The sequence below is a fragment of the Streptomyces thermolilacinus SPC6 genome (assembly GCF_000478605.2).
GTDB lineage: Bacteria > Actinomycetota > Actinomycetes > Streptomycetales > Streptomycetaceae > Streptomyces > Streptomyces thermolilacinus.
The window spans coordinates 3,143,337-3,166,491 of the sequence record NZ_ASHX02000001.1 but is presented as its reverse complement, the minus strand read 5'-3'; the positions used below and the strand labels follow the sequence as shown (position 1 = coordinate 3,166,491).

The window sequence follows — 23,155 nt, the reverse complement described above, 5'->3', positions numbered from 1 at the left end:
TCATGGCTGTTCAGAAGCTTCCCCTCGCGAAGGCGCTCAACGAGTCGCTGCGCAAGGCCCTGGAGACCGACCCCAAGGTCGTCGTCATGGGCCTGGACGTCGGCAAGCTCGGCGGCGTCTTCCGGATCACCGACGGTCTCCAGAAGGACTTCGGCGAGGACCGTGTGGTCGACACCCCGCTCGCCGAGTCCGGCATCGTGGGCACCGCGATCGGCCTCGCGCTGCGCGGCTACCGGCCGGTCGTGGAGATCCAGTTCGACGGCTTCGTCTTCCCGGCGTACGACCAGATCGTCACGCAGCTCGCGAAGATGCGGGCGCGCTCGCTCGGCACGGTGAAGGTGCCGGTCGTCATCCGCATCCCGTACGGCGGCGGCATCGGCGCCGTCGAGCACCACTCCGAGTCGCCCGAGGCGCTCTTCGCGCACGTCGCGGGCCTCAAGGTCGTCACCCCGGCGACCCCGTCCGACGGCTACTGGATGCTCCAGCAGGCGATCCAGAGCGACGACCCGGTGATCTTCTTCGAGCCGAAGCGGCGCTACTGGGACAAGGGCGAGGTGGACACCGAGGCCTTCCCCGGCGAGCTGCACAAGGCCCGCGTCGCCCGCGAGGGCACGGACCTCACCCTCGTCGCCTACGGCCCGATGGTGAAGACCTGCCTGGAGGCGGCAGCGGCCGCCGCCGAGGAGGGCCGGTCGATCGAGGTCGTGGACCTGCGCTCGATCTCCCCGATCGACTTCGACACGGTCCAGGCGTCCGTGGAGAAGACCCGCCGTCTGGTCGTCGTCCACGAGGCGCCGGTGTTCTTCGGCTCGGGTGCCGAGATCGCCGCCCGGATCACCGAGCGGTGCTTCTACCACCTGGAGGCACCGGTGCTGCGGGTGGGCGGGTACCACGCGCCGTACCCGCCGGCCAGGCTGGAGGAGGAGTACCTGCCGGGTCTGGACCGGGTGCTCGACTCCGTCGACCGCGCGCTGGCGTACTAGGAGGAACACCCGTGATCCGCGAGTTCAAGATGCCGGACGTCGGTGAGGGTCTCACCGAGGCCGAGATCCTCAAGTGGTACGTCCAGCCCGGCGACACCGTCACCGACGGCCAGGTCGTCTGTGAGGTCGAGACGGCGAAGGCGGCCGTGGAGCTGCCCTCCCCGTTCGACGGGGTGGTGCACGAGCTGCGCTTCCCCGAGGGCACGACGGTCGATGTCGGCGAGGTCATCATCTCGGTGAACGTGGGCGGCGACGAGCCGGCCGCCGCCGAGGCCCCCGCCGCCGCTGCCGCCCCCGCGCCGGCCGCCGAGCCGGAGGCGGAGGAGGAGCCGCAGGGCCGCCAGCCGGTCCTGGTCGGCTACGGCGTCGCCGCGTCCTCCACCAAGCGCCGCCCCCGGAAGGGCGCGACCGCCACCGACGCGGCCCCGGCCGCCCGCGCGGCGGTCCAGGGCGAGCTGAACGGCCACGCCCCCGCCCCGGTGGCGCCCGCGCCGCAGGGCCGCCCGCTGGCCAAGCCGCCCGTGCGGAAGCTGGCCAAGGACCTGGGCGTGGACCTGGCGACGGTCGTCCCGACCGGCCCGGACGGGATCATCACCCGCGAGGACGTCCACAAGGCCGCCGCGCCCGCCGAGGCCCCCGCGGCCGTACCGGCGCAGCACCAGGCCCCGTCCCGGGAGCCGCAGGCCGCACCGGCCGCCCGGCCCGTGCCGTCCGCCGCCACCGCGGTGGCCGACGCGGTCGCGACCGGTGCGCGGGAGACCCGTATCCCGATCAAGGGCGTACGGAAGGCCACGGCGCAGGCCATGGTCGGCTCGGCGTTCACCGCGCCGCACGTCACGGAGTTCATCACCGTCGACGTGACCCGCACGATGCGCCTCGTCGAGGAGCTGAAGGCGGACAAGGACATGGCGGGGCTGCGGGTCAACCCGCTGCTGCTGGTCGCCAAGGCCCTGCTCGTCGCGATCCGCCGCAACCCGGAGATCAACGCCTCCTGGGACGAGGCCGCCCAGGAGATCGTGCTCAAGCACTACGTCAACCTGGGCATCGCGGCCGCCACCCCGCGCGGCCTGATCGTGCCGAACATCAAGGACGCCCACGCCAAGACGCTCCCGGAGCTGGCGGCGGCGCTCGGCGAACTGGTCGCCACCGCCCGCGAGGGGAAGACGACCCCGGCGGCCATGCAGGGCGGCACGGTCACGATCACCAACGTCGGCGTCTTCGGCGTCGACACGGGCACGCCGATCCTGAACCCCGGCGAGTCCGCGATCCTGGCGGTCGGCGCGATCAAGCTCCAGCCGTGGGTGCACAAGGGCAAGGTCAAGCCGCGCCACGTCACGACGCTGGCGCTGTCGTTCGACCACCGGCTGGTCGACGGCGAGCTGGGCTCGAAGGTGCTGGCCGACATCGCGGCCGTACTGGAGCAGCCGAAGCGCCTGATCACCTGGGCGTGACCCATGGGCCCGGTGTGATCGCCCGGCCGTGATCCACCGCCCCGTGTGAGCCGCGTCTCGCGCGGCTCCAGCGGCCCAAGGGCCCGGACGCCACCCGGTGTTCGGGCCCTTCGCCGTGACCCGAGCCCGCAGGGTCCGTCCACATCCTGGACGGACCCCGGGATGCACCCCTGTTGTATCTATCCTGTGCGCATGCCATCCGCCGCGCCCCCGTCCCCCGGTCCCGCCCCCTCCCCGAACCCCGCCCAGCCCGCCGCCGAGCGGGTGTACGCCCACGTCAAGGAGGCGGTCCTGGATCGCCGCATCGAGGGTGGAACGCTGCTCACGGAAGGCGAGTTGGCGGAGGCCGTCGGGGTGTCCCGCACCCCGGTGCGCGAGGCGCTGCTGAAGCTGGAGATGGAGGGGCTGCTCAAGCTGTACCCCAAGAAGGGCGCGCTCGTCCTCGCCGTCTCCGCGCAGGAGATCGCGGACGTGGTGGAAACCCGCCTGCTGGTCGAGGAGTTCGCCGTCCGCAAGGCCGTGCCGCTGCCCGCGCCGCTCCTCGCGCGCCTTGAGGAACTGCTCACCGAACAGCGGGAGCACGCGCGCGAGGGCGACCTCCGCGCGGTCGCCGTGACCGACCGCTGCTTCCACGCCGAGATCGTCCGGCACGCCGGGAACCAGATCCTGTCGAAGCTGTACGACCAGCTGAGGGACCGTCAACTGCGCATGGGTGTAGCCGTGATGGAGGCCCACCCGGACCGCGTCGCGAAGAACATCGCCGAGCACGCCGAGATCCTGGACGCGCTGCGCGCCGGTGACGCGGAGGGCGCGGCCCGCTGTGTGCGCGCCCACGTCAGCCGGGTGAAGGTGCTGGTCCGGGGTGAGGACCGATGAGTTCCCCGTCCTCCGCCCCGCTCACCCTCCCCCTCGATCCGCCCGGTGGCCGCCGGGCGGCTCTCGTGTGGGGCGTCGGCGTGTGCGTGTACCTCGTCGCGGTCGTCTTCCGTACGTCGCTGGGCGTGGCCGGGCTCGACGCGGCCGACCGCTTCCACGTCAACGCCTCCGCCCTGTCGGCGTTCTCGATCCTCCAGCTCCTCGTCTACGCCGGCATGCAGATACCCGTCGGCCTGCTCGTGGACCGGCTGGGCACGCGGAAGGTCCTGACGCTCGGGATCGTGCTGTTCACCGTCGGGCAGCTGGGCTTCGCGCTGTCCCCGTCGTACGGGATGGCCCTCGCCGCCCGCGCGCTGCTGGGCTGCGGCGACGCGATGACGTTCATCTCCGTGCTGCGGCTGGGCAGCCGCTGGTTCCCGGCGCGGCGCGGGCCGATGATCGTGCAGATCGCGGGCCTCTTCGGGGTCGTCGGCAACCTGCTGTCCACGATCGTGCTGGCGCGGGCGCTGGACTCGCTGGGCTGGACCGCGACGTTCGCGGGCAGCTCCCTGGCCGGTCTGGTGGTCCTCGTGCTGGTCGTGGCGTTCCTGAAGGACCACCCCGAGGGCTTCGAGCCGGAGCCCGTGCCGCACGCCGGGGTGGCGTACGTACGCCACCAGATCGCGCGCGCCTGGCGGGAACCGGGCACCCGCCTCGGCATGTGGGTGCACTTCACGACGCAGTTCCCCGCCATGGTGTTCCTGCTGCTGTGGGGGATGCCGTTCCTGGTGGAGGCGCAGGGCCTGTCGCGGGGGCGGGCCGGTGAGCTGCTGACCGTGGTGGTGCTCTCCAACATGGTCGTGGGCCTCGTGTACGGGCAGCTGATCGCCCGTCACCACGCGGCGCGGGCGCCCCTGGCGCTGGGCACCATCGGCGCGACGGCCCTCGTGTGGGCGGGCACCGTGACGTACCCGGGGGAGCACGCCCCGATGTGGCTGCTCGTCGCCCTGTGCGCGGTGCTCGGTGCGTGCGGGCCCGCGTCGATGATCGGCTTCGACTTCGCGCGGCCCGCGAACCCGCCGGAGCGGCAGGGCACGGCGTCCGGGATCGTCAACATCGGCGGGTTCACCGCCTCGATGACGACGCTGTTCGCGATCGGTGTCCTGCTGGACGCCACCGGCGGCAGCTACCGGGTGGCGTTCTCGTCGGTGTTCGTCCTCCAGGTCCTGGGCGTCGCCCAGATCCTGCGCCTGCGCGCCCGCACGGCCCGCCTGGAGCGGGAGCGGCTGGTGGCCAGCCGCGTGGAGGCGGTCCACGTCCCGGCGTGACGGCTGCGGGGCGCCGCGGGGGCGCGGGCGTGACGGCGCCAGGGCGTGACGCCGGGGGGCTACGGCGCGGGAGGGATGGGACGCGGGCGCGCTACGGCGTGACGGCGAAGTGGGCGAGGATGGCGTGGGCCAGCTCCTCGTCGCCCTCGATCTTCACCCGGTCGGCGACGGCGGCGGGCCGCACCCGCCCGCAGGCGAGGCGCACGTACGTCTCCCAGTCCGTCGCCAGCGTCACGGCGGGACCCAGCGACGGGGCGCCGTCGACCGTGCCGCGCCCCTCCGCGTCCACCCGGACCGTCCGCAGGAACTCGACGGGGCCGCTCACGTCGAACACGACGGCCGTGTTCGGCGGGGCGCCCGCGTCCTTCGCGACGACCTTCGGCAGGACGGTCAGGAGGTTGTCCCGTACGACGTAGGCGCCGGGCGAGTCGAGGTTGCCGGGCTTGTTCAGCGCCGTGCGCAGGTCCTGCTCGTGCACCCACACGTCGAACGCGCGCATCCGGTACGCCACTTCGAGGCTCTGCTGGGCGCCGAGCGGGGCGCGCACCAGCGTGTCGGGGGAGCGGTTCTCGTTGCGCAGCATGCGGGCGCGGCGGATCATGACGTACTCCAGCTCGGCCGTCATCTCCGGTGCCGTGTGGTGCCGCCGCACGTCGACCTGCATCTCCATGTACCGCGCGAAGTCGCTGCGCACGTGGTACAGGTCGCGGGGCAGGGAGTGAATCGGCCGCGGGTCGCCCAGCATCTCGCATTCGAGCCCGATGACATGGGAGACGATGTCCCGTACCGACCAGCCGGGGCACGGGGTGGCGCGGTTCCACTCGCCCTCGACGAGCGGCTGCACCAGCTCGGATATGGCCTCGATGGAGTGGGTCCAGGCGTCGGCGTAGGTCTGGAGGCTGGGATGGACGGTCACGGGACCCCTCGTGCGGCTTGGTACGCGGGCTGGGTGCAGTGGCGGCTGCCGGGGAGCCCCGGGGGTCCCCCCTGGACGCGGTCCTCGGGGGTAAAGATCCCCCAGGGGAGAACAGTACGCTCACCCCAAGCCCCTCGGCAGTGCTTTCGTGTGACGATCGTAGGCCCGTATTGACGGCTTCAACGCCAGGACGGTGGTAGTGTGCGCGCCTCTCTGATCCAGATTGCGGTCAACCCGGACGAATCGGTGGACGCCCGGCGGCGGCGCGCCGCCGCGCTCGTACGCGACGAGTCCGCGTCGGACCTGGTGGTCCTGCCGGAGCTGTGGCCGGTCGGCGCCTTCGCGTACGAGGCGTTCGCGACGGACGCGGAGCCGCTGCGCGGGCCGACGTACGAGGCGATGGCCGCGGCGGCGGCGGACGCGGGCGTGTGGCTGCACGCGGGGTCGTTCGTGGAGCGCGACGGGGAGGCCCTGTACAACACGTCGCTGGTGTTCTCCCCCGGCGGGGAGCTGGTGTGCTCGTACCGGAAGATCCACCGGTTCGGCTTCGACCAGGGCGAGGCGGTGCTGATGTCGGCGGGCTCCGAGCTGGTCGTGGCGCCGCACCCGGAGCTGCCGTTCGGGCTCGCGACCTGCTACGACCTGCGGTTCCCGGAGCTGTTCCGGGGGCTGGTGGACGCGGGCGCCGCGGCGTTCGTGATCCCTGCGGGCTGGCCGGAGCGGCGGCGCGAGCACTGGTCGCTGCTGGCGCGGGCGCGGGCGGTGGAGAACCAGGCGTACGTGCTGGCCTGCGGGACGGCCGGGGCGCACGCGGGCGTGGAGCAGGCGGGGCACAGCGTGGTCGTGGACCCGTGGGGCGAGGTCCTGGCGGAGGCGGGGCGGACGGAGGAGGTCCTGACGGTGACCCTCGACCCGGAGCGCGTCCCCGAGACCCGCGCGTCCTTCCCCGCCCTCAAGGACCGGGTCCTTGGCCCGAGGGCCCCCCACTAGCCCCTGAGCCCGGCTCACCTCTGCGGAGCCAAGCCCTTTCGGCCTGGGGCGCAACCCCGCACCGCGCGCCGCCCCCGCTGTGGGCCGGTCCCGCCTGGGGCCGGGCTCCGAGCCCCGCGGGCCTGCGTCCCACCCCGCGCCGCCGCCCCCCGCTGTGTGCGTGCGTTCCGCCCCGCGCCCACGCCCACAGCGGGGCGGGCGCCGGCCCACAGCGGGGCGGCGCGGAGCGCGGCATGGGCCCGCGGGGGCCCGGGGCTCAGCCCCCGGCGGAACGCATGCCCGCAGCGGAGCGGAAGCGGCCCGCAGGGCAGGGCCAGGGGCTGGACGCCAGCGGAGCGGAAGCGGCCCGCAGGGGGGTGGGTCGGCAGCGCGCAGGGGGCTGGGCCACGGGCGAGGGGCGGGTGGCAAGCTTGAAGCATGAACGATGCCGCGCCCGCCACCCCCCGCCGCGCCCGTGTCCGTGCTCCCGAGCTGGTCGGTGAAGGAGGCTGGCTCAATACGGGCGGAGCCTCGTACACCCTCGCCGACCTGCGGGGACGTATCGTCATCCTCGACTTCTGGACCTTCTGCTGCATCAACTGCCTGCACGTGCTGGACGAGCTGCGCGAACTGGAGGAGAAGCACCGCGACACGCTCGTGATCATCGGCGTGCACTCGCCGAAGTTCGTGCACGAGGCCGACCACCAGGCCGTCGTGGACGCCGTCGAGCGGTACGGCGTCGAGCACCCCGTCCTGGACGACCCGAAGCTCGCCACCTGGAAGCAGTACGCCGTACGGGCCTGGCCGACGCTCGTCGTGATCGACCCGGAGGGGTACGTCGTCGCCCAGCACGCGGGCGAGGGCCACGCCAAGGCCATCGAGACCCTGGTCGAGGAGCTGGAGGCCGAGCACGAGGCCAAGGGCACCCTGCGGCGCGGCGACGGCCCGTACGTGGCGCCGGAGCCCGTCGCCACCCACCTGCGCTTCCCCGGCAAGGTGATCGCCCTCGACAACGGCAACCTCCTCGTCTCCGACACGACCCGCCACCAGCTGGTCGAGGTGGCCGCCGACGGGGAGACCGTGGTGCGCCGCTACGGCGACGGGCAGCGCGGGCTGGCCGACGGGCCCGCCGGGTCCGCGAGGTTCAGCGAGCCGCAGGGCATGTGCGTCCTCCCCGACGGGCGGATCGTCGTCGCGGACACCGTCAACCACGCGCTGCGCGCCCTGGACCCGGCGACCGGCGAGGTCGTGACGCTCGCCGGGACCGGCGCCCAGTGGATGCAGGGCTCCCCCACCTCGGGCCCGGCCCGCGAGGTCGCCCTGTCGTCGCCGTGGGACGTGGCGTGGTGGCAGGGCCGCGTGTGGATCGCCATGGCCGGTGTCCACCAGCTGTGGGCGTACGACCCCGAGGCCGGCACCGTCCAGGTCGCGGCCGGAACCACCAACGAGGGCCTGGTGGACGGCCCCGCCGCCGAGGCGTGGTTCGCGCAGCCGTCCGGGCTCGCGGCGACCGAGGACCGCCTGTGGATCGCCGACTCCGAGACGAGCGCCGTCCGCTGGGTGGACCCGGAGGGCGTCGTCCACACGGCCGTCGGCACCGGCCTGTTCGACTTCGGGCACCGGGACGGCGCCGCCGAACAGGCCCTGTTCCAGCACCCGCTGGGCGTCACCGCCCTCCCGGACGGCTCGGTCGCGGTGTGCGACACGTACAACCACGCGCTGCGCCGCTACGACCCCGCGACCGGCGAGGTCACCACCCTGGCGACGGACCTGCGCGAGCCGAGCGACGCCGTCCTCGTCGGCGACGACCTGGTGGTGGTCGAGTCGGCCCGGCACCGGCTGACCCGGCTGCGCCTGCCCGAGGAGGCCGTGCGGGTCGCGGCGGTCGCGCACCGCACGCAGCGGGAGGCGACGGCCATCGCGCCCGGCACGCTCCGGCTGGACGTCGTGTTCCGCGCGCCGACGGGGCAGAAGCTGGACGAGCGGTACGGGCCCTCGACCCGCCTGCTGGTCTCGTCCACCCCGCCGGAGCTGCTGGCGGACGGCGCGGGCCAGGGCACGGACCTGTTCCGCGAACTGAAGCTCGACCCGTCGGTCACGGAGGGCGTCCTGCACGTCTCCGCGATGGCCGCGTCCTGCGACGACGACCCGGAGAACGAGTACCCGGCCTGCCACGTCCACCAGCAGGACTGGGGCGTCCCGGTGCGGGTCGAGGACGGCGGCGCCACCCGCCTCCCGCTGATCCTCGCGGGCCTCGACGAGGCGGAGGCGCAGGCGTAAGCGCAGGCATAGGACCTGTCAGGCGGTACGCGAACGCCCCCGGTACGTATGTCGTACCGGGGGCGTTCCCTGTACCGCCGCACTGCCGTTCAGCCGGTGCGCGCTGCCGTTGAGCCGCCGCACGCCCGCGTCAGAGGTGGCGGCCGTCGTCGCGCAGCGGGTCCGGCTCCATGACCGGCGCGACGGGCGGGACGACCGCCCTGCGCCGGCGTGCCAGGCTCGTGTACGCGGCGACGCCGATCAGCCCCACCGCCATCATGATCAGTCCGGCGACGTCCAGATTGAAGCCGCTGACTTCCCAGTCGGTCGCGAACGTGAGGATCGCGCCTCCCGCGATGAGCAGCAGGCATCCGCCCAGGCCCATGGTGTGCCTCCTCGTGTGTGAACTCGTCCCGGAGACCTTGCGGGTACCCGCTGCGGGGCCCGCGACGCCTCCGGACCTGAAGTCACATGAGGAGGGGTCACTTCAGGAACGCGACCAGGGCGTTGGCGAGGAGGTACGGGTCGTCGGCGCCGCACAGTTCGCGCGCGCTGTGCATCGACAGGCACGCCACACCGATGTCCACGGTCCGGATGCCGTGCCGGGCGGCGGTGATGGGACCGATCGTCGTGCCGCACGGCATGTCGTTGTTGGAGACGAACGACTGCCACGGCACGCCCGCCTCGTCACACGCGGCGGCGAACACGGCGCGGCCGGAACCGTCCGTGGCGTACCGCTGGTTGACGTTCACCTTGAGGATCGGCCCGCCGTTGGGGCGCGGGTGGTGCGTCGGGTCGTGCCGCTCCGCGTAGTTGGGGTGCACGGCGTGGCCCACGTCGGAGGAGAGGCAGACGGTCCCGGCGAAGGCGCGGGCGCGGTCCTCGTAGGTGCCCCCGCGCGCGTAGACGGACCGTTCCAGCACCGTGCCGAGCAGGGGGCCCTGCGCGCCGGTGTCCGACTCGGAGCCGTTCTCCTCGTGGTCGAAGGCGGCCATGACGGGGATGCACGCGGGCGGTTCACCGGCGGTGGCGACGGCGGCGAGCGCGGCGGTGGCGGCGTGCACGGACAGCAGGTTGTCCAGGCGCGGCGCGGCGAGCAGTTCGCGGTCGCGTCCCAGGTAGGCGGGCGGCTCCACGGAGTGGACCATGAGGTCCCAGCCGGTGACCTCGTCGGCGTCGAGCCCGGCCTCGTCGGCGAGGAAGCGGATCAGGTCGCCCTCGCGGACGTCGTCGCCCAGGCCCCAGATGGGCTGCATGTGCCGCTGCCGGTCCAGCTTCAGGCCGTCGTTGGCGCCCCGGTCGAGGTGGATGGCGAGCTGCGGGACGCGCAGCAGCGGCCGGTCCACGTTGACGAGCCGGTGACCGCCGTCGCGGAGGGTGAGCCGCCCGGCGATGCCCAGGTCGCGGTCGAGCCACGAGTTCAGCAGGGGCCCGCCGTAGATCTCGACGGCGACCTGCCGCCAGCCGTGGGCGCCGCTGTCGGGCCGCGGCTTCACGCGGAGGTTCGGCGAGTCGGTGTGGGCGCCCACGATCCGGTACGGGGTGTGCGCGGCGGCGCCCTCCGGCACGTACCACGCGATGATCGCGCCGCCCCGGATCACGTACTTGCCGCCCGTCGTGCCGTCCCACGCCGCGGTCTCCTCGACCTGGCGGAAGCCGGCCTTCTCCAGCCGCTCGGCGGCGGTCGCCACGGCGTGGTACGGAGACGGCGAGGCCGCCAGGAACGTGATCAGGTCGTCGGTGTGGCCGCGGTCGAAGCGGGTGGCAGAGCTGCTCATGCCCACACCATACGGGCGGCCCCGGCGGTGGGCGCAGGGGTTCGGGCAGCGGCGTTGTCAGTGGTGGCTGCGAGTATCGGCGGGGAAGACACACCGTAGACCGACGCGTGACCGGAGGTGCACTGGTGGAGACGACGACGACTTCGGCCGCCCCGCGCGGCGCCGCGCCCGCCCGCGCCGCGGCGGGGCCCGTCTGCGCGGCCTGCGAGGGGCCCGGCGCGCAGTGGAGCCTGCCGCTGATGATGCCGCTGTGCCCGGCGTGCACGAAGGCGGGCACGGGCTCGGCGGACCGCGATCCGGTACGGCTGGGGGACGTGCTGCCGGTGACGGCGGCGGCCCTGCGCGCGTCCGGCCGGGGCCCCGCGCCGGTGCCCTCGCCGCGCACGGGCGCGCCCATGACGTGCCGGTACTGCGGGGGCCGGGCGCGCTGGCACCGCACGACGGGCGACCGGTGGGTGGCCATCGAGCCGGGGGTGCGGCCGGTGGCGGGGGTGCCGCGCGGCCGCCGCTGGTACATAGCGGGCGACGGCACGGCGGTGCACCTGCACGGCGCGGTCCCGGCGGACACGTGCCGGGTGAGCCACTTCGACGTCTGCCCGGCCCGCCGCCGCGCGGCCTGAGCACGCGGTACGGCGACCGGGCGGGGCACGCCCCGGTACGGCATCGGGGTCCGGTACGGCATCGGGGTCCGGGTACGCGGACGGCCCGCGTCCCCGGACCGGACCATCCGGGGAAGCGGGCCGTCAGGCCTCGGCAGCGCCCTGGGGCGCGGCCGTCAGAAGGCGGACTCGTCCAGCTCCATCAGGGAGTTGTCGACGCCCTCGGCGATGAGGCGCTCGGTGGCGACACCGGGCAGGACGTTGGCCGCGAAGAACTTCGCCGCCGCGATCTTGCCCTGGTAGAAGGCGACGTCCTTGGCGGAGGCGCCGGCGGCCAGCTTCTCGGCGGCGACGGCGGCACCGCGCAGCAGCAGGTAGCCGACGACGACGTCACCGGACGCCATGAGCAGGCGCGTGGTGTTCAGGCCGACCTTGTAGATGTTCTTGACGTCCTCGCCGGTCGCGGTGAGGTCCGTGAGCATCTTGCCGACGATGCCCTCCAGGTCCACGGCCGCCTTGGCGAGCGCCTCGCGGGCCGGGGCCAGGTCCTCGCCGCCGGTGCCCACCGCGAGGAACTTCTTGATCTCCTCGGAGAGCGTGTTCAGCGCGGCGCCCTGGTCGCGGACGATCTTCCGGAAGAAGTAGTCCTGGCCCTGGATGGCGGTCGTGCCCTCGTAGAGGGTGTCGATCTTGGCGTCCCGGATGTACTGCTCGACCGGGTACTCCTGGAGGTAGCCGGAGCCGCCGAACGTCTGGAGCGACTGGGCGAGCTGCTCGTACGACTTCTCGGAGCCGTAGCCCTTCACGATCGGCAGGAGCAGGTCGTTCAGGCCGTGCAGCGCCTTGGCGTCCTCGCCCGCCGCCTCCTTGATCTGGATCTCGTCCTGGATCGCGGCGGTGTACATGACGAGGGCGCGCATGCCCTCCGCGTACGCCTTCTGCGTCATGAGCGAGCGGCGCACGTCGGGGTGGTGCGTGATGGTGACCTTCGGCGCGGTCTTGTCCATGAAGTTCGCCAGGTCGGGGCCCTGCACGCGCTCCTTGGCGTACTCCAGGGCGTTGAGGTAGCCCGTGGAGAGGGTGGCGATGGCCTTCGTGCCGACCATCATGCGGGCGAACTCGATGATGCGGAACATCTGGCGGATGCCGTCGTGCTTGTCGCCGATGAGCCAGCCCTTGGCGGGGTGCTTGTCGCCGAAGGTCATCTCGCACGTGTTGGACGCCTTGAGGCCCATCTTGTGCTCGACGTTCGTCGCGTAGACGCCGTTGCGCTCGCCCAGCTCGCCGGTCTCCCAGTCGAAGTGGTACTTCGGGACGAGGAACAGCGACAGGCCCTTGGTGCCCGGACCGGCACCCTCGGGACGGGCGAGGACATAGTGGAGGATGTTCTCCGACATGTCGTGCTCACCGGACGTGATGAACCGCTTCACGCCCTCGATGTGCCACGAGCCGTCCTCCTGCTGGACGGCCTTGGTGCGGCCGGCGCCCACGTCGGAGCCCGCGTCGGGCTCGGTCAGCACCATGGTCGAGCCCCACTGGCGCTCGACGGCGATCTCGGCGATCTTCTTCTGCGCCTCGTTGCCCTCCTCGAAGAGGACACCGGCGAAGGCCGGGCCGGAGGAGTACATCCACACGGCCGGGTTCGAGCCGAGGATCAGCTCCGCGTACGCCCAGATCAGGGAGCGCGGGGAGGTCGTGCCGCCGATCTCCTCCGGCAGGCCGAGCCGCCAGTACTCGGAGTCCATGAAGGCCTTGTAGGACTTCTTGAAGGACTCCGGGATGGGAGCGGTGTTGGTCTCCGGGTCGAAGACCGGCGGGTTGCGGTCCGCGTCGGCGAAGGACTCGGCGAACTCGTTCTCCGCGAGGCGGCGGAGCTCGTCCAGGACGCTCTTGGCGGTCTCGACGTCCATCTCCTCGAACGGACCGGTGCCGTACACCTTGTCGCGCCCGAGGACCTCGAAGAGGTTGAACTCGATGTCGCGGAGATTCGACTTGTAGTGCCCCATGGCGACGGCTCCGTAAGGGATCGGGAGGCAGGTTCCTCGTGCATCTACCAGCTAGTAGCTACGATGATGCTACCCACGGGTAATAAGGGCAACCCCTGCCGCCCGAACTGTGACGCGTTACGCCTTTCACGCCCTGCGCAGAACGTCCACCAGAGCCCTGGCGGTCGCCAGGTTGCAGTTCCCTAGCGTGATCAGCGGCGGGTCCGCGAAGTCGCGCCCGAGCGACGGCAGCTTGATCCCGTGCGACCCGAGGACCACTCGCAGCTCGTCCACCGTGAGGCGCGCCTGCCGGTCGGCCTCCGCGTCGTAGTCGATGTTCATCGTGTTCACCCTTTCCGTGCGTGCTGTGGCGAACCCGTCACAGACTGGCGCGGTGCCGCCTACCGTGGAAGCCGTTTCCGCCCCACGGGGTCAGGTGTGAACGGGGATCTCCGGTGGCGCGAGGGCAGCGGGTGGAGATCGACGGCTCGGAGAGCGTGCCGAGCTTCTACGGCAAGGAGCTGCGCTTCCAGCGCGAGCGGGCGGGCCTCACGCTGGAGCAGTTGGTGGAGGGCAGCTTCTACGGGGCGACGTACCTGAGCGAGATCGAGCGCGGCCAGCGGAGCATCCCCGCAGACCTGGCCCGGCATGTGGACCGAGCCCTGAAGACGGACGGGTACTTCGAGCGGTGTTGCGAGGATGTGCGGCGGGCCCGGCGGAACGGCCACGCCGAGTACTTCGAACGCATCCTGGAGGCGGAGAAGTGCGCGCTCACCATCGAAGAGTGGTGCCCGACGGTCTTTCCAGGTCTGCTTCAGACTGAGGCGTACGCGTACGCCGTAGCCGCGGCGATCAGGCCGCTGGAGCCGATGGCGGAGACAGAGGTCAAGGTCACCGCCAGACTCGCTAGGGCGCGCATCTTCGAGGAGGACCACGCCAAGCCGTGCTACTGGGTGGTTCTGCCTGAGGGGCTGGTTCTCCAGTCCCTCCTTCAGCCCCAGCAGATGGCGGAGCAGCTCGACCGCATCACAGCTCTGGTGAAGCGGCGACGGATCATTGTGCAAGTCCTGCCGTGGAACGTCGGGGCGCACCCGTTCATGATTGGCAGCGCCAAGATCCTCACCTTCGCCGACGCTCCACCCTTGGTCTACACGGAGTCGCTGCACAGCGGGCACACCATTGACGATCCAGCTCTCGTAGCCGGCTACCAGAAGTCGTACGATCTGCTGAGGGCCGCCGCATTGGCGCCACAGGCGTCCCTCGCCTTGATCGAATCAGCGGCTGAGGACTACCGAAATGGCAAGCAACCCAATCGACTTGAACAGCGCCATCTGGCGGAGCAGTAGCTACAGCAATGCGTCGGGTGGCGACTGCGTCGAAGTCGCCGACGGCGTCACCGGTCTGGTCCCCGTCCGGGACTCCAAGGTGCCGGACGGGGGCGTGGTCGTGGTGTCCGCGCGGGCGTGGGCGCCGTTCATCGCGTCTCTGAAGGGCTGACCGTCCCGGCGGTCTTCTCGGCCTCCGCGAGCCAGTCCAGGTACCACTGGGCGAACGTCACGCCCAGCGGTTCCAGGTCCGCGTGGTCGCAGCGGGAGTCGTCCCACATGCGGCCGCGCTCCGGGCCGGACACGACGAGCCACTGCCGCTGGGCGCAGCCCAGGTGGCACAGGCAGATCGCGCCGGCCGTGTGGTCGTCGGACCACAGGGTGGCGTAGAGCCGCTCCTCCCACGCGTCGTTCGCCGTGTCGAAGTCGTCGATGTCCTCGTACGCCTCCTCGTCGGGCTGGTCCCCCAGAAGGGCGTCCAGCTCCTCCGGGGACATGCGCTGCCGGAACGGCTCCGCGAGGCGCTTCGGCAGCGTCATGTCGCCGCCGTCGCCGTGCCACTGCCACGCTCCGCCGGCGTCGCGGCGGACCGGGAAGACGCCGTACGCCGGGCCCGCGCCGCCCGCGCCGACGTGCAGCAGGAAGTTCCGGTACTCGTCGGGCAGCCGCACCCCGCAGTACCGCTCCAGGTCGGCCAACTCGGCCTCGGTCAGTGGGTCGTCCAGCGGGGTGCCGCCGCGCGGGAATCCGAACACCTCGTCCGCGCCGGGCGTCTTGGCCAGCGCGAGGACCCGTTCCCGTACGCCCGCCCAGATGTGTGCGCTCATACGGGTGAGCGTAGGGCGCGCCACTGACAGACTGGGCCGATGCGGAAGTGGCTGGTGGTGGGGGCGGGGCTGAACCTGGGGCTCGGGGTTCCCGCCGTCGTACCCGTGTGGATGGTCTGGTACCTGCTGTCGAACTGGCCGCTCGCGGCGCTGGGTTGGACGCGGCGGGAGCCGACGGAGAACGACGGCGTGTGGCCGTGGTTCGTGGTGTTCGGTCCCGTCGTGCTGCTGTTCGCGCTGGTCTGGTGGCTGGCGAACCGGCCGGTCCGCCGCCGGGACGAGGGCAGCGGCGCCCTGTACTGGTCGGTAGGCGCGGCGGCGACCCTGGCGCCGACGGTCGCGCTGATCGTGGCGAGCGCCCTGTAGGCCCCGGAGGGCCCCCGCCCACTTGCCGGGCGGGCGCACGGGCGGGCCGCGCACTCAGTACCCTTGCGTGCATGTACGGCTACGAGCAGAACCCGGGCGCCCAGCAGCAGTACGCCCCGCCCCAGCAGGGGTACGGGCAGCAGCCGCCGCTGTACCCGGAGCCGTCGCCGCCGTCCCTCGCCGACGCGGTGCGCGCGTTCACCACGGGCTCGATGTCCGCCGAGGACTTCCAGCAGATCTTCGCCACGTCCAAGGTGTACTGCCCGCGCGGCGACAACCCGGGCTTCCTGGCGCTGCACAACACGCAGCAGCCGGTCATCCCGATGTTCACGTCCCTGAAGCAGCTGCGCCGGTACGCGGGCAAGGAGTCCAAGTACTTCGTGATCACCGGCGCGGAGGTCCTGGACCTCCTGCCGACCGGGTACGGCTTCGTCCTCGACATGGAGGGCGACCACCGGATCGTGTTCGACGCGAAGGCCGTCGAGGAGATGGTCGACTTCGCGATGCGCCGCATGTACGGCTGATCCGGACCCCGCCCCCCTTCCCGGCGGTCCTCGCCGGGCCGCGTACCCCTCCGGTCGGCGGGGGTGCCAATCCCTCCTGAGGCGGAGGGGCGGCGCCCGGCGGCTGCCTACTGTTCGAGGGTGGAGCAGCTCGGCGCATACCTGATGACCCAGAAGGTCACCCCGCTCGTCAACCGGTACGTCGTCACGGCGCCGGACGGCGGGGACGTTCTCGCGTTCGGTGAGCAGGAGCGGTTCACGCTCAAAGAGGAGCTGACCTTCTGGACGGGGGAGGACCGGGCCCGGCGGCTCGGCGCGTTCAGGGCACTCAAGGCGCTGGACTTCGGCACCGCGTACGACGTGACCGGCGCGGACGGGCAGCCGCTCGGCTTCTTCCGGAAGGACGCCAGAGCCTCCCTGCCGCGCTCCACCTGGCACCTTGTCCCCGAGGGGCGGCCCGCCGCCGTGGGACGGGAGCGCAGTCTTCCCGTGGCGCTCGCGCGGCGCGTCTGGCAGGTCGTCGACACGTTCCTGCCCGTCCCCGTGCCGCCGGTGCCGTTCGTGTACCACTTCGACTTCGTCCACGACGGCGAGCCGGTCCTGTCGGTCGAGCGGCTGTGGGGGCTGCGCGACCGGTACGTCGTGCGCGTCCACGACCCGGAGCTCGACCCGGCTCTCGCCCTGTGCGTGGCCGCCGGGCTGGACGCCCTCCAGTCCCGCTGACCGCGCCGCGTCCCCGATCCGATCCGCCCTACCGAGGAGCCGAGCGCTCGCATGCTGCTGTCGCTGGAATTCGCCCTGCACGCCCTGATGGACCTGGGGGTGTGGCTCGGCGGGACGGCGCTGGACAGGCCCCGCCCCCCCCGCCGCGTCGCCGCCTACCGGCGGGGGGAGACCGTGCGGCTGCGCTGCCGGTACCGGATGGGTGCGCGGGCGGCCGACCTGCGGCGCGGCACCGTCGTGCTGAGCGGGACCGGGGTCGTGCTCGACGGCGCGTCCGAGGAGCCGGTGCGGCTGGCCGGGCCCGTGTCGGCGGTGTCCGGCGGCGGGCGGGGCGGGACCTCGCTGACCTGCACGGCCGTTCCGGCGGGCGGGAGCGGGACGCCCGCCGAACTGCTGCTGCCGACGTGGGACGTGGAGCTGGTGCGGCTCGTCGCGGGCACCGTCTCGGGGCGGCGCTGAGACGCGGGCGTCAGGTCACTGGCTCGGGATCGTGCGGTCCAGGGCGGAGCGCGGCTGTGGCTGCCGTGCGGGTGCGGGTGCGGCCGGTGCGGGGGCCGTCGCCGGGGCGGCCGGTGGGGGCGTGAGGGGGAGTTCGGCCCGTACCGCGAATCCGCCGTCGGGTGTCGGGCCCGCCCGGAGCGTGCCGTCCACCAGGGCCGTGCGCTCCTTGAGGCCCGTCAGCCCGTACCCGTCGCCCGTCGCGAGCGTGGTCCCCTGGGGCGCGGCCGGATCGCCGGGCGGGGCGTCGTTGCGTACCTCCACGATCAGGGTGTCGCCCTGGACCGACGGCCGTACGGTCACCGTCACCGGGGCGCCCGGCGCGTGCTTGCGGGCGTTCGTCAGCGCCTCCTGCACGGTCCGGTACGCGGCCCGCTCCACGGCGGGCGCGCAGGCGCGGCCGTCCGGCAGGGTGGCGTCCAGGTCGAGCACCGCGTCCAGGCGAGCGTCCCGCACCAGCGCCGGGAGGTGGTGGAGGCGGGCGGTGTCCCCGTCGTCGGCGCCCGCCGCGCGGCGCAGCACGCCCACCACCTCGCGCAGCTCCGCCAGCCCGGCCGCGCTGTGGCGGCGTATCGTCTCCGCGTCCTGCCGGACCGTCTCGTCGGGCGCCGTGGCCCACAGCGCGCCGGACTGCGTGGCGATGATCCCCAGGTGGTACGAGACGGTGTCGTGCATCTCGCGGGCCATCCGCGCCCGCTCCCGCGCCACCGCCCGCTCCGCCTCGAGGCGACGGCCGTGCTCCTGCGACGCGGTCAGCTCCCGCAGCCGGGCGCGCAGCTCGAAGCGCGTACGGGCGAGGAGGCCCAGGCCCGCCGGGCCGACGCTGAACATGAGTGCCACCTCCACCGTGAACAGGTGGTCGCCCCACGCCATGCCGGAGGTGTCCGCGCTGTACCCGGACCACATCGTCGCGGCGAACAGCGCGGCCGTCGCGGCCACGACGAGCGGGGTGCGCGTGGTGCGGGACGCCACCGTGAACAGGGCGATCATGGGCGCGATCCACAGGTGTCCGGTCGCCATGGACGGCAGCGTGGCCAGCAGCACGGGCACGGGGAAGCGGCGGCGCAGCAGCAGGGCCAGCAACGCGGGCGGGCACACGAGCGCGGAGGCCCGGTCGAGAGCCCCGTACCAGGTGAGCAGCTCCAAGGCCGCGGCGGCGGCCACCAGCACGTCGAAGGCGAGCGCCCTGCGCGGCGACCGGGTCCTGGTCCCGGACGCGGTCGGCGTGGGCGTCGCGGGCGGTACGGACGCGGGCATGGGCGTGCGCATGCGGTGGTTCCCCCGATCTCGCAGGCGTGGGCGCTGCGGTGTCCCCCGCAGTATCGCCGAGCGGATCAGGCCATGAGGCGGCCGGTTCACGACCTCGGGCCCGAGAATGGACCGGGCGTTCCCCTCGTTCCACTGGCAAGAAGTTCATTGTTCAACTAATCTGGGTGTACGCCGACCCGCCTCCTGGAGGTCACCATGCCTGCCGTCACCGTCGAGAACCCGCTCACCCTGCCCCGCGTCGCCGCACCGGCCGGCACCCAGGCCCGCAAGGTCCTCACGGTGGTCACCGCGCCCACCGGCTTCGAAGGGGAGGGCTTCCCGGTCCGCCGCGCGTTCGCCGGGATCAACTACCGCTACCTCGACCCGTTCATCATGATGGACCAGATGGGCGAGGTGGAGTACGCGCCGGGCGAGCCCAAGGGCACCCCCTGGCACCCGCACCGCGGCTTCGAGACCGTCACGTACCTGATCGACGGAACGTTCGTCCACCAGGACTCCAACGGCGGCGGCGGCACCATCACCAACGGCGACACCCAGTGGATGACCGCGGGCAGCGGCCTCCTCCACATCGAGGCGCCGCCGGAGTCCCTCGTCATGTCCGGCGGCCTCTTCCACGGCCTCCAGCTCTGGGTGAACCTCCCCGCCAAGGACAAGATGAAGGACCCCCGCTACCAGGACATCCGCGGCGGCTCCGTCAAGCTCCTCACCTCGTCCGACGGCGGCGCGCTGCTCCGCGTCATCGCCGGTGACCTGGACGGGCACGAGGGCCCGGGCATCACCCACACGCCCATCACCATGGTCCACGCCACCCTGCGCCCCGGCTCCGAGGTCACCCTGCCCTGGCGCTCCGACTTCAACGGCCTCGCCTACGTCCTCGCCGGGCGCGGCACGGTCGGCGCCGAGCGGCGGCCCGTCCACACGGGGCAGACCGCCGTCTTCGGCGACGGCGGCTCGGTCACCGTACGGGCCGACGAGAAGCAGGACGGCAACACGCCCGACCTGGAGGTCGTCCTCCTCGGCGGGCGGCCCATCCGGGAGCCCATGGCGCACTACGGGCCGTTCGTCATGAACACCCGCGACGAACTGCTCCAGGCGTTCGAGGACTTCCAGGCGGGCCGGCTCGGCCGCGTCCCCGCCGTCCACGGCATGGGCGAGGGCCGGCCGCTGTAACCCTTCCGGTGTGTCACGCGACCCGGGGCGTCACGCGACCCGGGGCGTGACTGCCGCCCCGTTCGTCTGACGCCCCCTCACCCGCGTGGGCCCCGCGAGACTGCGGGGCCCACGCGCGCGTGGTGGGCTGGTCGCGTGCCGCCGCCGCTGCTGCCCGAACCCGTCCGCCGCCTCGCCGCCTGGTGCGCCGTCCTCCTGCTGGTCACGGGCGTGGCCGCCGTCGCGGTCTGGCTGTGCGTCACCTTCCGGACCGCCGTCACCCCTGCGCTGCTCGCCCTGCTCGGCACCGCCCTCCTCGGCCCCCTCCACCGCCGCCTCGTCGCGATGCGCGTCAACCGGTCGCTTGCCGCCGGGCTCACCTGCGTGGCGGTCGTCGCGGTCTTCGGGGGCGCCGCGTACATCGTCGTCGCCGCGCTCATCGACACGGGCGACCAGATCGTCGACTCCCTGCGCCGCGCCGCCGGGGACCTCGCCGAGCGGTTCGGCGCCGCAGGGACCTCCCTCGACGACATCGCCGCCAACGCGCGGAACCTCCTCGGCCGGTTCGGTTCCACCGCCGCGTCCGGGGTGATCACGGGGCTCAGCGTGGTCGCCGAGGTGGCGGCCATGGCCCTGCTCGCCCTCTTCCTCGTCTTCTTCTTCCTGCGCGACTCCGGGCGGGCGGTCGGCGTGCTGCGGTCCCTCACCCCCGCGTCCACCACCGACATGGTGGAGGCCATGGCGCGCCGCGCGTACGAGGCGGTCGAGGGGTTCATGCGGGGCACCACCCTGATCGCCCTGATCGACGCCGTCCTCATCACGGCCGGGCTGCTCGTGCTGCGCGTGCCGGGCGCCGTCGGGCTCGGCGCGCTGGTCTTCGTCGGCGCCTACATCCCGTACCTCGGCGCGTTCCTCTCCGGGGCCGTCGCCGTCCTCGTCGCCTTCGCCGACCGGGGGCTCGCCATCGCCCTGTGGGCGCTCGGCGTGGTGCTCGCCGTGCAGGTGCTGGAGGGGAACGTCCTCCAGCCCATCATCCAGAGCCGTACCGTCCAGATGCACCCGGCGGCCGTGCTGCTCGCCCTCACCGCCGGGGCGTCCGTCGCCGGAATCCTCGGCATGCTGCTCGCCGTGCCCCTCACCGCCGCCGCGTTCGGCGTCTTCGAGGAGCTGCGGCGGCACTACGCCCGTCCGGTGTCCGGCGTCCCGCCCTCGTAGAGCTCGAACCAGATCGACTTGCCCTCGCCGCGCGGGTCCACGCCCCACGCGTGCGCCAGCATCTCCATCAGGACCAGACCGCGCCCCGACGACGCCATCTCGCCGGGCCTCCTGCGGTGCGGCAGCTCGTCGCTGGCGTCCGCCACCTCCACCCGCAGCCGCCGCGCGCCGCGCTCCCCGCGCGCCTCCGCCACCAGCAGCGCGTCCCCGTCGGTGTGGACCAGCACGTTGGTGACCATCTCCGACACCATCAGGACCGCCGAGTCCACCTGGTCCTCGTCCGCCCAGTCGTGCAGCAGCTCCCGCAGCTGCCGCCGCGCGCCCGCGATCCGCTCCGGCTCCGCCTGGGCGACCGTCAGCACCGTACGGCGCGGGGCCAGCCGCACGGCGGCATCGCCCGTACGGGACAGCAGCAGCACCGCGATGTCGTCCTCGCGCCGGTCCGCGAGCGGGCCCACCGTGTGGTGCGACTCCGGCCCGTGCACCGCCTGCACCAGCGAGTCGGCCAGCACCTCCAGCGACTCCCGGCGCGGGTCGTACTCCTCCAGCAGCTTGCGGACCCGCAGCCAGCCCGTCTCCATGTCGTGCCCGCCGGTCTCCAGCAGCCCGTCCGTGCACAGCATCAGCGTCTCGCCCGGCTCCAGGGTCATCCGCGTCGTCGGATAGTCCGTGTCCGGGACGATGCCCAGCGGCAGCCCGCCGTCCGTCGGCCGCATCATCACCGTGCCGTCCGCCATCAGCACCGCCGGGTCCGGGTGCCCCGCCCGCGCGATGTCCAGCGTGCCCGACGCCGGATCGACCTCCAGATACAGGCACGTCGCGAACCGCGCCCCGTCCGTGTCGCCCGCCGCCGGTGCCGGGCCGTGGCCGTCCACGCCGTGCGCGCCCTCCGTGATCCCGTACAGGAACCGCGACGCCCTCGACAGCACCGCGTCCGGGCGGTGGCCCTCCGAGGCGTACGCCCGCAGCGCGATCCGCAGCTGGCCCATCAGCCCCGCCGCCCGCACGTCGTGCCCCTGCACGTCACCGATCACGAACGCGACCCGCCCGCCGGGCAGCTGGATCATGTCGTACCAGTCGCCGCCCACCTGGAGCCCGCCGCCCGTAGGGACGTACCGCGCGGCCACCTCCATGCCGGGGATCGCCGGGCCCAGCACCGGCAGCATCGTCCGCTGGAGGCCCAGCGACAGCTCCCGCTCCGACTCCGCGACCCCCGCCCTGGCCAGCGCCTGCGCCAGCATCCGGGCCACCGTCGTCAGCACCGACCGCTCGTCCGGCGAGAAGCCCACCCGGTACGTGAACGCCGCCAGCCACGCGCCCATCGTCCGGCCCGCCACGATCAGCGGCAGGAACGCCCACGACTCCCGCCCGAACCGCTGCGCCAGCGGCCAGGTCGCCGGGAAGCGCTTGCGGTAGTCCTCCGGCGTCGAGAGGTAGATCGCCCGCCCCGTGCGGACCACCTCGGCCGCCGGATAGTCCGTGTCCAGCGGCATGTCGGCGAACGGGCTCTCGTCACCGGGGCTGTGCCCGTGCTGCCCGATGATGGTCAGTCGGTCGCCCGCCACCCCGAACACCGCGAGCCCGTCCGGCGAGAACCCCGGCATCGACAGCGACGCCGCGACCCGCAGCACCTCCGCCGTGGACCGCGCCTCCGCCAGCGCCCGCCCCGCGTCCAGCAGGAACGCCTCGCGCGACCGCCGCCAGTCACCCGTCACCGGCTGCCGCGCGGCCCGCCCGGGACCAGGTTCCGGCTCGGCGACCTCCTGGAGGGTGCCGACCAGCCGCATCCCGCCCCCGGAGCCGTACGCCATCGGCTTCGCGCGTGACCGCACGGCCCGGACCACCCGGCCGTTCTCGTCCATCACCCGCAGTCGTGACTCGGCGAGGGTGCCCTCCGCGAGCGCGAGATTGACGATGCCGTCGATCTCGTTCCAGTCCACGGGATGGAAACGGGAGCGCACGGCGCCCTCCGTCAGCTCCACTGGCTCGGCGGGCAGCCCCAGCAGCCTGGCCGCCTCGGCGTCCAGCTCGACGATCCCGGTCCCGCTGTCCCACCGCCACAGACCGGTCAGGATCGCGGCCAGGACCTCCTCGGTGCGCATTGCCCCACTTTAAGAAGATGGGCGGAAGCGACGCCACTGTGCGAAAGCCCGGAAC

General features: G+C 73.1%; 23 protein-coding genes. 15 read left to right on the top strand and 8 right to left on the bottom strand.

Features of this window, described 5'->3' with window-relative positions; genetic code table 11:
- Nucleotides 1–2 precede the first annotated feature (2 nt).
- The 4 genes from J116_RS13635 (at nucleotide 3) to J116_RS13620 (ending at nucleotide 4,617) form a co-directional block, all read left to right on the top strand.
- Entirely contained in the window at nucleotides 3–983 is a 981-nt protein-coding gene (locus J116_RS13635; RefSeq protein ID WP_023587623.1) for an alpha-ketoacid dehydrogenase subunit beta, read from the top strand.
- A 29-nt stretch (nucleotides 984–1,012) separates the two neighbouring features.
- A complete protein-coding gene (locus tag J116_RS13630; RefSeq protein WP_051203745.1) occupies nucleotides 1,013–2,434 on the top strand; it encodes a dihydrolipoamide acetyltransferase family protein in 1,422 nt (473 codons plus the stop codon).
- Nucleotides 2,435–2,626: 192 nt separating this feature from the next.
- Nucleotides 2,627–3,310, top strand: coding sequence for a GntR family transcriptional regulator (locus tag J116_RS13625; RefSeq protein ID WP_023587621.1), 684 nt, complete (start codon nucleotides 2,627–2,629; stop codon nucleotides 3,308–3,310).
- Nucleotides 3,307–4,617, top strand: a complete 1,311-nt coding sequence (locus tag J116_RS13620; RefSeq protein ID WP_023587620.1) for an MFS transporter — start codon at nucleotides 3,307–3,309, stop codon at nucleotides 4,615–4,617. Before J116_RS13625 ends, J116_RS13620 begins: the two co-directional genes overlap by 4 nt.
- 91 nt (nucleotides 4,618–4,708) lie before the next feature.
- Here the strand turns inward: J116_RS13620 and J116_RS13615 are convergent, their stop codons facing one another.
- On the bottom strand, nucleotides 4,709–5,533 hold the full coding sequence (locus J116_RS13615) for a maleylpyruvate isomerase family mycothiol-dependent enzyme (protein ID WP_023587619.1): 825 nt from the start codon (nucleotides 5,531–5,533) through the stop codon (nucleotides 4,709–4,711).
- Between the two features lie 201 nt (nucleotides 5,534–5,734).
- On the opposite strand from J116_RS13615, the gene J116_RS13610 reads away from it, so the two are divergent.
- Together J116_RS13610 and J116_RS13605 are read left to right on the top strand one after the other, a co-directional pair.
- The gene (locus J116_RS13610; RefSeq protein ID WP_023587618.1) at nucleotides 5,735–6,523 is read left to right on the top strand and encodes a carbon-nitrogen family hydrolase; all 789 of its coding nucleotides are present in this window, start codon (nucleotides 5,735–5,737) and stop codon (nucleotides 6,521–6,523) included.
- Between the two features lie 417 nt (nucleotides 6,524–6,940).
- Entirely contained in the window at nucleotides 6,941–8,782 is a 1,842-nt protein-coding gene (locus tag J116_RS13605; RefSeq protein WP_023587617.1) for an NHL domain-containing thioredoxin family protein, read from the top strand.
- A gap of 130 nt (nucleotides 8,783–8,912) precedes the next feature.
- Here J116_RS13605 and J116_RS13600 read toward each other — a convergent pair whose 3' ends face one another.
- Nucleotides 8,913–9,146, bottom strand: coding sequence for a hypothetical protein (locus J116_RS13600; RefSeq protein ID WP_023587616.1), 234 nt, complete (start codon nucleotides 9,144–9,146; stop codon nucleotides 8,913–8,915).
- A 97-nt stretch (nucleotides 9,147–9,243) separates the two neighbouring features.
- Nucleotides 9,244–10,539: a M18 family aminopeptidase gene (locus J116_RS13595; RefSeq protein ID WP_023587615.1), complete on the bottom strand. Its 1,296-nt coding sequence runs from the start codon at nucleotides 10,537–10,539 to the stop codon at nucleotides 9,244–9,246.
- Between the two features lie 107 nt (nucleotides 10,540–10,646).
- Here J116_RS13595 and J116_RS13590 point away from each other — a divergent pair, with 107 nt between their 5' ends.
- The gene (locus J116_RS13590) at nucleotides 10,647–11,159 is read left to right on the top strand and encodes a DUF6083 domain-containing protein (RefSeq protein ID WP_028964029.1); all 513 of its coding nucleotides are present in this window, start codon (nucleotides 10,647–10,649) and stop codon (nucleotides 11,157–11,159) included.
- Nucleotides 11,160–11,314: 155 nt separating this feature from the next.
- On the opposite strand, the gene J116_RS13585 is transcribed toward J116_RS13590, so the two are convergent.
- Together J116_RS13585 and J116_RS13580 are read right to left on the bottom strand one after the other, a co-directional pair.
- Complete coding sequence (locus tag J116_RS13585) at nucleotides 11,315–13,144, bottom strand: acyl-CoA dehydrogenase (protein ID WP_023587613.1); 1,830 nt, start codon at nucleotides 13,142–13,144, stop codon at nucleotides 11,315–11,317.
- 126 nt (nucleotides 13,145–13,270) lie between these two features.
- Nucleotides 13,271–13,465, bottom strand: coding sequence for a hypothetical protein (locus J116_RS13580; RefSeq protein WP_028964028.1), 195 nt, complete (start codon nucleotides 13,463–13,465; stop codon nucleotides 13,271–13,273).
- Between the two features lie 131 nt (nucleotides 13,466–13,596).
- Here J116_RS13580 and J116_RS13575 point away from each other — a divergent pair, with 131 nt between their 5' ends.
- On the top strand, nucleotides 13,597–14,469 hold the full coding sequence (locus J116_RS13575) for a helix-turn-helix domain-containing protein (protein WP_028964027.1): 873 nt from the start codon (nucleotides 13,597–13,599) through the stop codon (nucleotides 14,467–14,469).
- Complete coding sequence (locus tag J116_RS28545) at nucleotides 14,420–14,620, top strand: DUF397 domain-containing protein (RefSeq protein WP_023587610.1); 201 nt, start codon at nucleotides 14,420–14,422, stop codon at nucleotides 14,618–14,620. The genes J116_RS13575 and J116_RS28545 overlap by 50 nt, the downstream gene beginning before the upstream one ends.
- Here the strand turns inward: J116_RS28545 and J116_RS13570 are convergent.
- Entirely contained in the window at nucleotides 14,598–15,275 is a 678-nt protein-coding gene (locus J116_RS13570) for an SMI1/KNR4 family protein (RefSeq protein WP_023587609.1), read from the bottom strand. The two genes, J116_RS28545 and J116_RS13570, sit on opposite strands and share 23 nt — an antisense overlap.
- 39 nt (nucleotides 15,276–15,314) lie before the next feature.
- Here J116_RS13570 and J116_RS13565 point away from each other — a divergent pair, with 39 nt between their 5' ends.
- The 4 genes from J116_RS13565 (at nucleotide 15,315) to J116_RS13550 (ending at nucleotide 17,326) form a co-directional block, all read left to right on the top strand.
- On the top strand, nucleotides 15,315–15,641 hold the full coding sequence (locus J116_RS13565; protein ID WP_023587608.1) for a hypothetical protein: 327 nt from the start codon (nucleotides 15,315–15,317) through the stop codon (nucleotides 15,639–15,641).
- A 71-nt stretch (nucleotides 15,642–15,712) separates the two neighbouring features.
- Entirely contained in the window at nucleotides 15,713–16,165 is a 453-nt protein-coding gene (locus J116_RS13560) for an SseB family protein (protein WP_023587607.1), read from the top strand.
- Between the two features lie 120 nt (nucleotides 16,166–16,285).
- Complete coding sequence (locus J116_RS13555; RefSeq protein ID WP_023587606.1) at nucleotides 16,286–16,867, top strand: LURP-one-related/scramblase family protein; 582 nt, start codon at nucleotides 16,286–16,288, stop codon at nucleotides 16,865–16,867.
- A 51-nt stretch (nucleotides 16,868–16,918) separates the two neighbouring features.
- Nucleotides 16,919–17,326 (top strand): hypothetical protein, encoded by a 408-nt coding sequence (locus J116_RS13550; RefSeq protein ID WP_023587605.1) that lies wholly within the window; start codon nucleotides 16,919–16,921, stop codon nucleotides 17,324–17,326.
- A gap of 15 nt (nucleotides 17,327–17,341) precedes the next feature.
- Here J116_RS13550 and J116_RS13545 read toward each other — a convergent pair whose 3' ends face one another.
- Entirely contained in the window at nucleotides 17,342–18,634 is a 1,293-nt protein-coding gene (locus tag J116_RS13545) for a sensor histidine kinase (protein ID WP_023587604.1), read from the bottom strand.
- Between the two features lie 195 nt (nucleotides 18,635–18,829).
- On the opposite strand from J116_RS13545, the gene J116_RS13540 reads away from it, so the two are divergent.
- Nucleotides 18,830–19,804: a pirin family protein gene (locus J116_RS13540; protein ID WP_023587603.1), complete on the top strand. Its 975-nt coding sequence runs from the start codon at nucleotides 18,830–18,832 to the stop codon at nucleotides 19,802–19,804.
- 135 nt (nucleotides 19,805–19,939) lie between these two features.
- The gene (locus J116_RS13535) at nucleotides 19,940–20,998 is read left to right on the top strand and encodes an AI-2E family transporter (RefSeq protein WP_023587602.1); all 1,059 of its coding nucleotides are present in this window, start codon (nucleotides 19,940–19,942) and stop codon (nucleotides 20,996–20,998) included.
- Here J116_RS13535 and J116_RS13530 read toward each other — a convergent pair.
- Nucleotides 20,962–23,100 (bottom strand): SpoIIE family protein phosphatase, encoded by a 2,139-nt coding sequence (locus J116_RS13530; protein WP_023587601.1) that lies wholly within the window; start codon nucleotides 23,098–23,100, stop codon nucleotides 20,962–20,964. The genes J116_RS13535 and J116_RS13530 overlap by 37 nt on opposite strands.
- Nucleotides 23,101–23,155 lie beyond the last annotated feature (55 nt).